A 9,736-nucleotide genomic window follows, 5' to 3' on the forward strand; every position below is an offset into this window, starting at 1 on the left:
ATGACGGGGTTGATAGGCCGGATCTGGAAGCCCAGTAATGGGTGGAGGTGACCGGTACTAATAGGCCGAGGGCTTGTCCATAGAGGCTCGCGTCCACTGTGTGGGTTCTGAGACAACAACCGCACTTCTAAGTGAAGAGTGTGCTTGTTCGCTTTGAGACTCCGGGACCTGGATCGAAGATCCGGGCGTCCCGATCAGAGTTTCGGTGGTCATAGCGTGAGGGAAACGCCCGGTTACATTCCGAACCCGGAAGCTAAGCCTTTCAGCGCCGATGGTACTGCATGCGGGAGCGTGTGGGAGAGTAGGACGCCGCCGAACAATCTTTATGGCCCTTGGCCTCCAGCGTGCATGCGCTGGAGGTCAAGGGCCTTTTTTGTTTCCTCTCCGCATTCCCGGAGAGCGTTGTTCCACTGCCTGCGCGAGGATCGTGTCCAGGCACCGCAGACAGGAGTCACGTCGATGTCCCCCAGCTCCTCCGACGACCGCGACCGTCCAGAACGCCGGCCCCGGCAGTCCGGTTCAGGGCCGCGCCGCGATGACGCCTCCCGCTCGGGTGGTCCGCGCGGTCCGCGGCGTGAGGACGGCGGCCGCGGCGGCCGCAGCGGTGGTTTCCGCCCCGGCGGTGGCTTCCGCTCGGGCGACCGGGACGGGCGCGATACGCGCGGCGGACGGGGCGACCGCGATCGGCCTCAGCGCTCCGGCGGTGGCTTCTCCCGTGATGACCGTCCTCGTGACGACCGTCGCCGTGATGACCGTCCGCGCGGCGGACGGGACGAGCGGCCGGGCCAGGGGCCCCGGCGCGACGGTGACCGCGACCGCGGCTTCTCCCGTCGCGACGACCGCGATGGCGGTTCGTTCCGTCGCGATGACCGTGACCGTGGCTCGTATCGCCGTGACGACCGCGACCGCGATCAGAGCCGTGACCGTGGCTCGTACCGTCGCGACGACCGCGACCGTGACCGTGGCTCGTACCGCCGTGACGACCGCGACCGTGGCTCGTTCCGTCGCGACGACCGCGACCGTGGTTCGTTCCGTCGGGACGACCGCGACAGGGGGCGTAGCCGTGACGGCGACCGTGATCGCGACAGGGGTCGGCCGCAGAGTGGGCCGGGGGCTCGGCGGGACGAGGGGCGGGACCGTGGGCGTCGGCCGTACGGGGGCCAGGGCGGCGGCCGTGACGGCCGGGACGAGCGTCGGGGTGGTTTCCGGCGGGACGACGACCGGTCGGGCGGATTCCGGCGCGGTGGCGGCGATCGTGGGCGGCCGTACGGGCGGGACGGGCGGGACGACCGGGAGCGTGGTCGTGACCGGCAGGACCGTGAGCCGCTGCGGCGGCTGCCGATCGACGAGGACGTCACCGGCGAGGAGCTGGACAAGGACGTCAAGCAGGAGTTGAAGAGCCTGCCGAAGACGCTGGCGGAGGACGTCGCGCGGAACCTGGTGATGGTGGCGCGGCTGCTGGACGAGGACCCCGAGCGGGCGTACGCGTACGCGAAGGTGGCGCTGCGGCTGGCGTCGAGGGTGCCGTCGGTGCGTGAGGCTGCGGGCTTCGCCGCGTACGCGGTGGAGAAGTACGCGGAGGCGTTGGCGGAGTTCCGGGCCGCGCGCCGGATGACCGGGTTGCAGCATCTGTGGCCGGTGATGGCGGACTGCGAGCGCGGGCTGGGCCGTCCTGAGAAGGCGTTGGCCATGGCGGGTGAGCCCGAGGTGCGGCAGCTCGACAAGGCGGGGCAGGTCGAGATGCGGCTCGTCGCGGCGGGGGCCCGGCGTGACATGGGCCAGGCGGACGCCGCTGTGGTGACGTTGCAGAGCCCGGAGCTGGCGTCCACGTCCGTGCAGCCGTGGACGGCGCGGCTGCGGTACGCGTACGCGGACGCGTTGCTCGAGGTCGGTCGTGAGGACGAGGCGCGCGAGTGGTTCGCCAAGGCATTGGAGGCCGATCAGAGCGGGGTGACGGACGCCTCGGACCGGCTCGCGGAGCTGGACGGTGTGGAGTTCATCGACGCTCTGGACGGGGACGAGGACGACCAGGACGACGTGGACGAGCCCGCCGGAGGCGCCGCAGGCGGGACCGGGCGGAGCGACGAGGGGCAGGTCTGCGAGGGCTGACCCCGGGCCACTCGGCTCCCGGAGACCCTGGCGCGGTGTGCTGCCGCGCGACGAGAGCGAGTACGGAGGGCGGGCCCCGTTCGGGGCCCGCCCTCCGTACTCGTGCGCGCTCGTACTCGTTACGTGCTCGTCCTCACCTGTGCGCGGCCAGCGGGTTCTTCAGGGTGCCGGTGAGCTGGAGCGCGCCGGCAGGGTCCTGGAGGTCGACCATCTGCTGGTTGTTGCGCAGCTGGAGGCGGTTGAGGCAGGAGAGGGCGAACTCGTCCGCGAAGAGGTCGTATCGCGCGTGGCGCTCGGCCAGGTGCGGGGTGGACTTCTGGTACTCCTTGGCGACGTCGGCGACGGTGGCCCAGAAGGTGTCCTCGTCGATGACCCCGGCCGTGTCCAGGACGGGTGCGAGGAAGCGGAAGAAGCAGTCGAAGACGTCCGTGAAGAGGGAGAGGATCTTCATGTCCTCGGGGACGTCCGCGCGGACGCGCTCGACCTCGGGGGGGAGTTCGGCGTCCTCGCTCATGACGGCGATCTCCTCGGCCAGGTCCTTGAAGAGGGCCCGGCGGGGGACGCCCCGCTCGTCCAGGACGAGGATGACGTTCTCGCCGTGCGGCATGAACACCAGGTCGTAGGCGTAGAAGCAGTGCAGCAGCGGGGTGAGGTAGGCGGTCAGGTAGGAGCGCAGCCACTCGGTGGGTTCGAGCCCCGAGCCGTGGATGAGGGCGGCGGCCAGGGAGTTCCCGTCGCGGTCGGTGTGCAGGAGCGAGGCCATGGTGGCGGGCTTCTCGCCGTCACGCAGGAGGGGCATGGGGCTCTCGCGCCACAGCGCGGCGAGCATCTTCAGGTAGGGGGAGCCCTTGGGGGCGGCTGCCTCGTAGGGGGCGGGGTGGTAGCCGACGGCGGCGCGTTCGCGCAGGACGCCGAGACCGGTGGCGCGGAGCGTCTCGTCGCCGGCCACGAGGTCGGCCAGCCAGTCGTTGATGGCCGGGGTCGCTTCCATGTAGGAGGCGGACAGGCCGCGCAGGAAGCCCATGTTGAGGACGGAGAGCGCGGTCTTCACGTAGTGCTTGTTGGGCTGGGTGGCGTTGAAGAAGGTGCGGATGGACTGCTGGGCGAGGTGCTCGTCGTCGCCGTGGCCGAGCGGTACCAGGTGGCGCTGGGCGACCTCGGCGGCGAAGGTGACCGACAGTTTGTTCCACCACTGCCAGGGGTGGACGGGCACGAGGTGGTAGTCGTCCATGTCCAGGCCCTGTTCGGTCAGGGCGGCGGAGAAGCGGCGGAGGGTGGCGCCGGAGAGCTCGGAGAGGACGAGTTTGTCGTAGGTGAGGTCGGCGCAGGCGGTGAAGGTGGTGCGGTCGCGGCGTGCGGCGAGCCAGATGAGCCGGACGGGGGAGCCGGTCTCGGGGGCGTAGGCGCGGTATTCGGCGATGTCGAAACCGAGGCGGCCGTTGTTGGCGATGAAGCAGGGGTGGCCCTCGGTCATGCCGGACTCGATGTCCTGGAAGCCGGCGGCGGCGAGCTCGGCCGCGGTGGTGGGGGGCGCCGCGAGTTTGTAGGCGGTGCTGGCCAGGGTCGAGCTGATCTCCTCCAGGTAGACGGGGAGGATGTCGTCGCCGAGGCCGAGTGAGGTCCGCAGTTCGGTGATGAAGGCGAGCGCGTCGAGGGGGAGTTCCGTGCCGTCGTGGTGGCGGCTGATGCTGTCGGCTTCGACCTGCCAGTGGTCGAGGGCGAAGCGGCGGGCGGTGAAGCGGTACTCGGTGGCGCCGTCGTCGGAGCGGACGGCGTAGCGGCGTGCGCCGTCCCCCCGGAGCGTGTCGACAGGCGCGGTCCCGTGTGCGGGTTCCTGTGCAGCTTCCTGTTCCGCCTCGTCCAGCGGGGTGGGGGTCAGCAGCCGCTCGTGGGTGAACTCGGCGAGGGCCTTGCGCACCAGGAGTCGGGTGGCGCGGGCCCAGCGTTCGGGTGTGAGGTGGCTTATGGCCGCGTGCGGTGGGGTGGGCTGCGGGGTGGTGGGGAGGTTCATGCGGGGGTCACTCCTGTGGCGGCCTGGAACTGCTCGCGGGTGCAGAAGCTGAGGAGGGCTTCCTTCTCCGGCTTGGTGAGGGTGGTCTCGACGCGGAAGCCGACCGCCTCGTTGAGGGCGTGCACGGCGGTGTTGCGCACGTCGGGTTCGACGACGACGCGGTGGGTGCCGGGGTCGGAGAAGAGCATCGCCATGACGGTGGTGATGACGGCACGGGTGAAGCCGTGCACGGGCTCTTCGGTGGGGGCGCACAGGAAGTGCATGCCGACGTCGCCGTCGGCGTGCGGGTAGAGGCCGGCGAGTTCGATGTGGCGCGGGTCGTAGCGTTCCATCAGGAAGGCGGGTTCGCCGTTGTGGTGGCCGAGGAAGGCGTCGTGGTGGGGCGAGGCCGCGATGCCCATGAACTCGCGTTCGATGTCCGGGAGTGTCGCGTCCTGGAGCAGGTAGAACGCCGCCTTGGGGTGGGTGACCCAGGTGTGCAGCAGCTCCGCGTCGGTGAGCGGGTCGACGGGGCGGAGGGCGAAGACGCCCAGTTCCGCGTCGGTGCGGGTGAAGACGGTGGCGTCGGCGGTGGTCACGAGGCGGCCTCCGCGTCGGTGGCGGGTGTGCCGTCGGCCAGGGGGGCGGCGAACTCCTGGAAGGCGATGGACCGCTCGATCGGGTACACCTCGCGGCCGAGCAGCGCGCGGATGATGCTGGAGTTGCGGTAGGCGGCCATGCCCAGGTCGGGGGCGACGAAGCCGTGGGTGTGCAGTTCCGCGTTCTGTACGTAGATCTCCTGCCCGGCGGTGTCGACGCTGTAGTCGCGGCGTACGGCGAAGCGTCCGCGCGGGTCCCACTCGATGCGGTCGGCGATCGCGTCGAGGAAGGCGGGGCGCCGGTAGCGGTAGCCGGTGGCCAGGATCAGGCCCTCGGTGGTGAGGGAGAAGTCGCGCTTCTGCTCCTCCTGGCGCAGTCCGAGGGTGTAGGCGCCGGCGTCCGCATCCCAGGAGGCGTCGGTCAGCGCGGTGTTGGTCATCAGCCGGGTCGGGCAGGAGCGGACGCGGTTCTTCTGGTAGAGCAGGTCGAAGATGGCGTCGATCAGCTCGGAGTTGATGCCCTTGTAGAGGTTCTTCTGCGAGGCGACGAGACTGTCGCGGGTGTCGGGCGGGAGGGAGTGGAAGTAGTCCACGTACTCCGGCGAGGTCATCTCCAGTGTCAGTTTGGTGTATTCGAGGGGGAAGAAGCGGGGGGAGCGGGTCAGCCAGTTGAGCGAGTAGCCGTGGTCGTCGATGCTTTGGAGGAGGTCGTAGTAGATCTCGGCGGCGCTCTGGCCGCTGCCCACCAGGGTGATGCTCCGCTTCTTCTGGAGGGCTTCCTTGGCTTCCAGGTAGCGGGAGTTGTGGATCAGGTCGCCGCCGAGGTCCTGGCAGGGTTCGGGCAGGTGGGGCGGTGTGCCGGTGCCCAGGATGAGCTTCGGTGCGCGGAAGGTGCGGCGCTCGCCCGTGGGCAGGTGCTCGGCGTGGACGGTGTAGAGCCCGTCGCTCTCGTCGTGTGCGATGTGGACGACGCGGTGGCCGAAGCGCACGGTGCCGTCCGCGAGCCGGTCGGCGGCCCAGTGGCAGTAGTCGCTGAACTCGGCGCGGAGCGGGTAGAAGCTCTCGCGTATGTAGAAGGAGTAGAGCCGTCCCGATTCCTTGAGGTAGTTGAGGAAGGAGAACGGTGAGGTCGGGTCCGCGAGAGTGACCAGGTCGGACATGAAGGGGGTCTGGAGGGTGCTGTCCTCCAGCATCATGCCGGGGTGCCAGGTGAATTCCGGCTTGTCGTCGAGGAAGACGCCGTTCAGGTCCGGTATCGGCTCGGTCAGGCAGGCGAGGCCCAGGTTGAAGGGGCCCAGTCCGATGGCGACGAAGTCGTGTACGGGGGCGTCGTGGGTCACGTCGGGGCTCCGGGGTGTGGGGAGGTTGCGGCGGTCAGGCCTGGGCGGCGCTGAGGGCGGGGGTGTGGGCGTCGAGGTACCGGGCGGCGTGGCCGGCGATCAGGTCGAGGACGGTGGCGATGTCGGCCAGTGAGGTCTCGGGGTTGAGCAGGGTGAACTTGAGGTGGTGGCGGCCGTCGACCACGGTGCCGGCGACGATGGCCTCGCCCGAGGCGAACAGGGCGTCGCGGGCGTGCAGGTTGGCCTGGTCGGTGAGGGCCTGGCCGGTGCCGGAGACGTCCGGGCCGCCCGCGGGGACGTAGCGGAAGACGAGGGTGGACAGCTCGGGGGTGACGACGACCTCGAACCTGTCGTCGGCGTCGAGCAGTTCCCAGGCGTCGGCGGCGCGGTCGACCACCTCGTCGAAGAGTTCGCCCACGGCGTCGGCGCCCATGACGCGCAGGGTCATCCACAGTTTGAGCGCGTCGAAGCGGCGCGTGGTCTGTATCGATTTGTCGACCTGGTTGGGCAGGCCCTTCTCGACGCTGTGGGTGGGGTTGAGGTAGTCGGCGTGGTAGGTGACGTGGCGCAGGGTGTCCTTGTCCCTGACCAGGACGGCGCTGGAGGAGACCGGCTGGAAGAACGACTTGTGGTAGTCGACCGTCACCGAGTCGGCGCGCTCGATGCCCGTCAGCAGCGCGCGGCGGCGCCGCGAGGTGAGCAGCCCGCAGCCGTAGGCGGCGTCCACGTGCAGCCAGACGCCCGTCGCCGCGCACAGGTCAGCGATGTCCGGCAGCGGGTCGATGCTGCCGAAGTCGGTGGTGCCGGCCGTGGCGACGACGGCCATCACCGTGTGTCCCTCGCGCTCGCAGCGCGCCAGTTGCTCCGCGAGCGCGTCGGCGCGCATCCGGCGCCGCTCGTCGCAGGCCACCGGGATGACGGCTTCGGGGCCCAGGCCGAGCAGGACCGCCGACTTCTCGATGCTGAAGTGGCTGCACTCGGAGGTGAGGATGCGCAGCTTCGGCAGGATCTGCGGGGTGCTCAGCGACGTCTCGGAGTTCTTGCGCACCAGCCGGCAGGTCTCCTCGCGGGCCAGCAGCAGCGCCTGGAGGTTGGACTGGGAGCCGCCGCTGGTGAAGATGCCGTCCGCCGCCCGCCCGAAGCCGATCCGGTGCGCCGTCCACTCGACGAGGCGGCGCTCGATCAGGGTGCCGCCCGCGCTCTGGTCCCAGGTGTCCAGCGAGGAGTTGATCGCGGTGAGGACCGCTTCGCCGAGGACGGCCGGTATCACCACGGGGCAGTTGAGGTGCGCGAGGTAGCGGGGGTGGTGGAAGTAGACGGCGTCGCGCAGGTACACCCGCTCCAGCTCGTCCAGCGCCTCGCGGGCCGTACCCAGGGGTTGCTCCAGATCGACGGCGGAGACGGTGGGGGCGAGCTCCGCCGGGGTGACGCCGGTGAAGGGTTGTCCGGCGCCGGCGAGTTTCTCGGCGACGCGCTCGACACCGTCGTGCAGGGAGCGCCTGTAGTGCTCCGCTGTCCTGTCGTTGAGCAGGTGGGACCTGCTGCTCATGAAGTGTCCTCCTGACACGGACGTGGCGCACCGCGCGGCTCGCGCGGTCAGGTAAGGCTAGCCTAACCGGGCCGGTCAGCCGGTGTGCAAGGGGGACTCCTCGGTCAGCCGTGCGCCGATCGGGCAGGGCGGAATTGCGCGGCAATGCCCGCATGGGGGAGGGGAGTTGGACGCCTCGGCAGACGGGTGGCCGAGGCGGCGCCGCTGGTCAGTGCGGTGCGTCGGCCAGAGTGCGCAGCACGAGTCCGGTGGCCGGTTTCGGGCCGAACGAAGTGGACTTACGCGGCATCGTGACGCCCTGCTCCGCCAGTGCCCGCACCCTCTCCTCGGCAACCGGCCGCATCAGCACGGCCGTGCCGCCGCACGCCGCCGCCTGGCTGAGCGCGGCCTCGGTGTGGTGCAGATAACCGATGTCCGCCGGGGAGTCCGGGACCTGCCAGAGGGCGTCCAGCAGCGTCGCGTGCAGGACCGTCGCGTCCAGCTCCCGCCACGCCGCGGGCCGCCCCGCCGGAACCGTCCGCTCCAGCAGCCGGGGGGCCGGCCCCTCGAGCAGATGGAAGACGCCGTCGCCCGCGCTCAGCAAGAAGGCGTTGCCCGCGGCCTCGTCCAGCGCGCCCAGCGCCTTTGCGGGCGTCGGGACCCGGAGCCGGCGCACCCGGAAGGCGCCCCGCTCCCCGAATCCCTCCCCCGCACGGGAGAGCAGGTCGAGCGCCTTTTCCAGCGGCAGCCTGGGCAGCACCCGGTGAATGGCCCGCACCTGGAGCGGATAGCGCGCCGTGTCGACCAGCAGCACCAGGCCGTGGTCCCAGGGGGAGGACCCGTCCCGCCGCCCCCGTTCCTCGCGCAGCCGCAGATACGTCGCCCAGCGGTGATGGCCGTCCGCGATCAGTGCTCGCCGCACCGACAGGTCGGAGTCGACCGCCGCGAGCTCGGCCGGGTCCGTGACCGCCCACAGCCGGTGCGAGAAACCGTCCTCGGTCGTCGTCGCCACCAGCGGCGGGCGCCGCGTCGCCCGCTCGATGACGGCCGTGGCACCGGTGCGGGAGCCGCTGCCCCGGTAGGAGAGCAGCAGCGGCTCGGGGTTGGCGGCCATCTGGCGCATCAGCGCGGCACGGTCGGCGACGACCTCGTCTATCACGTCCTCGTGCGGCAGCACGATGCCGTCCTCGGGCGGGGTGAGCCGCAGCGCGCCGATGAGTCCGCGCTGCAACAGCTCGCCCTCGCGCTGCTCGTACACGTACAGCGCGGGAGACGGATCGCGGACCAGCACGCCGTCGGCCTGCCAGCGGCGCAGCGTCTCGGCCGCCTGACGGTGCCGCACCTCGGGGTCCGCGGCCTGGGGAAGGATGAGCCGCACGATGTTGTACGGGTCGGCCGTCTCCAGCTGCCGCAGCCCGTCGGGCCTGACCACCACGTCGTACGGCGGGGAGGTCACGGCAGCGAGGCTGCCGACCTTCTCCGGCGCGTAGCGCAGTCCCCGGAACGGAGCGAGTCGAAGGCCACGGGCGGTCATCCGTGCATCGTATGACGGTGCACGGTGGCGCCGGGAGTGGGGCACAGGGGGCGCGCGGTGGCGGGGTCCGGTGGGACGTGGGAGAGGATTCCATACGGCGTCCGAGCCGTGCGGGCCCGGCGCCTGCGCCTCCCGGTCCCGCGGCGAAGGCGCCCGGAGCACCACGAGAAAGAGCACCACGAGAAAGTGAGCACCCATGCACGCCAGCCCGTACGGACGAGCCGCCGCGACCCGTCCGCAGCCCAGCGAGCGCCCCCTGCACGAGTGCTACGACACCGCGCTGCTCGACCTGGACGGAGTGGTCTACGCCGGGGGAGAGGCGCTGCCGCACGCCGTCGGCTCACTGGCCGCCGCGCGGAAGAGCGGCGTGCGCCTCGCCTACGTCACCAACAACGCGGCCCGCACCCCGCAGGCCGTCGCCGCGCACCTGACCCAGCTGGGCGTGGCGGCAGGACCGGACGAGATCGTCACCTCGGCCCAGGCGGTCGCCCGGCTCGTCGCCGAACAGCTGCCCGAGGGCGCGCGCGTGCTCGCCGTCGGCGCCGAGGGGCTGCGGGTCGCCCTTCGAGAGCGCGGCCTGACCGTCGTCGAGTCGGCCGACGACGAGCCCGCCGCCGTGGCGCAGGGCTACGGCGG

The 9,736-nt window shown here is 71.1% G+C and carries 7 protein-coding genes and 2 rRNA genes; 4 read left to right on the forward strand and 5 right to left on the reverse strand.

Annotated elements, in window-relative coordinates; translation table 11 throughout:
- The 3 genes from DQ392_RS33820 to DQ392_RS34915 all read left to right on the forward strand — a co-directional run.
- Positions 1–81: ribosomal RNA gene (locus tag DQ392_RS33820) — 23S ribosomal RNA — on the forward strand; the annotation flags it as partial.
- A 120-nt stretch (positions 82–201) separates the two neighbouring features.
- A 5S ribosomal RNA gene (rrf, locus tag DQ392_RS33825) occupies positions 202–318 on the forward strand.
- 1,017 nt (positions 319–1,335) lie between these two features.
- Positions 1,336–2,109: a tetratricopeptide repeat protein gene (locus DQ392_RS34915; protein ID WP_220182693.1), complete on the forward strand. Its 774-nt coding sequence runs from the start codon at positions 1,336–1,338 to the stop codon at positions 2,107–2,109.
- 133 nt (positions 2,110–2,242) lie between these two features.
- Here DQ392_RS34915 and DQ392_RS33835 read toward each other — a convergent pair whose 3' ends face one another.
- The 5 genes from DQ392_RS33835 to DQ392_RS33855 all read right to left on the reverse strand — a co-directional run bounded on the left by DQ392_RS33835 (position 2,243) and on the right by DQ392_RS33855 (position 9,100).
- Positions 2,243–4,120, reverse strand: coding sequence for an IucA/IucC family protein (locus DQ392_RS33835; RefSeq protein WP_114019530.1), 1,878 nt, complete (start codon positions 4,118–4,120; stop codon positions 2,243–2,245).
- Positions 4,117–4,698 (reverse strand): GNAT family N-acetyltransferase, encoded by a 582-nt coding sequence (locus tag DQ392_RS33840; RefSeq protein WP_114019531.1) that lies wholly within the window; start codon positions 4,696–4,698, stop codon positions 4,117–4,119. The genes DQ392_RS33835 and DQ392_RS33840 overlap by 4 nt, the downstream gene beginning before the upstream one ends.
- Positions 4,695–6,038: a lysine N(6)-hydroxylase/L-ornithine N(5)-oxygenase family protein gene (locus DQ392_RS33845; RefSeq protein WP_114019532.1), complete on the reverse strand. Its 1,344-nt coding sequence runs from the start codon at positions 6,036–6,038 to the stop codon at positions 4,695–4,697. Before DQ392_RS33845 ends, DQ392_RS33840 begins: the two co-directional genes overlap by 4 nt.
- A 34-nt stretch (positions 6,039–6,072) precedes the next feature.
- On the reverse strand, positions 6,073–7,587 hold the full coding sequence (locus DQ392_RS33850; RefSeq protein ID WP_114019533.1) for a pyridoxal phosphate-dependent decarboxylase family protein: 1,515 nt from the start codon (positions 7,585–7,587) through the stop codon (positions 6,073–6,075).
- A gap of 208 nt (positions 7,588–7,795) precedes the next feature.
- The gene (locus tag DQ392_RS33855) at positions 7,796–9,100 is read right to left on the reverse strand and encodes a DUF1015 family protein (protein WP_114019534.1); all 1,305 of its coding nucleotides are present in this window, start codon (positions 9,098–9,100) and stop codon (positions 7,796–7,798) included.
- A gap of 196 nt (positions 9,101–9,296) precedes the next feature.
- On the opposite strand from DQ392_RS33855, the gene DQ392_RS33860 reads away from it, so the two are divergent.
- The coding region (locus DQ392_RS33860) for an HAD-IIA family hydrolase (protein WP_425470693.1) at positions 9,297–9,736 on the forward strand (440 nt) is incomplete at its 3' end.

It is taken from the genome of Streptomyces reniochalinae (genome assembly GCF_003323735.1).
GTDB lineage: Bacteria > Actinomycetota > Actinomycetes > Streptomycetales > Streptomycetaceae > Streptomyces > Streptomyces reniochalinae.

What these genes read in the sequence shown, in the direction of transcription:
- DQ392_RS33835 (WP_114019530.1), bottom strand. Translation starts at nt 4,120, where the DNA reads ATGAACCTCCCCACCACCCCGCAGCCCACCCCACCGCACGCGGCCATA.
- DQ392_RS33850 (WP_114019533.1), bottom strand. Translation starts at nt 7,587, where the DNA reads ATGAGCAGCAGGTCCCACCTGCTCAACGACAGGACAGCGGAGCACTAC.
- DQ392_RS33855 (WP_114019534.1), bottom strand. Translation starts at nt 9,100, where the DNA reads ATGACCGCCCGTGGCCTTCGACTCGCTCCGTTCCGGGGACTGCGCTAC.